Raw genomic sequence first — 217 nt, 5'->3', positions numbered from 1 at the left:
CACCAACACCCTGCCGAAGTGGCCGCTGGCGCAGCCCTTCCGCTTCCTCGCGCACAACGGCGAGATCAACACCATCACCGGCAACCGCAACTGGGCGCAGGCCCGTCGCACCAAGTTCGCCAACGAGCTGATCCCCGATCACGATGAGCTGGGCCCGCCGGTCAACCGCGTCGGTTCCGACTACTCGAGCATGGACAACCTGCTCGAGCTGATGGTC

The 217-nt window shown here is 65.4% G+C and carries 1 protein-coding gene; it reads left to right on the top strand.

Annotation, left to right across the window (positions count from 1 at the left end):
- Positions 1-217, top strand: a 217-nt coding sequence (locus GYB81_RS24290; protein ID WP_161898038.1) for a hypothetical protein, incomplete at both ends; no start/stop codon positions are given.

The organism is Pseudomonas yangonensis, assembly GCF_009932725.1.
Classification (GTDB): domain Bacteria; phylum Pseudomonadota; class Gammaproteobacteria; order Pseudomonadales; family Pseudomonadaceae; genus Aquipseudomonas; species Aquipseudomonas yangonensis.
The sequence above is the reverse complement of the archived record's forward strand: the minus strand, read 5'-3'. Positions and strand labels throughout refer to the sequence as shown.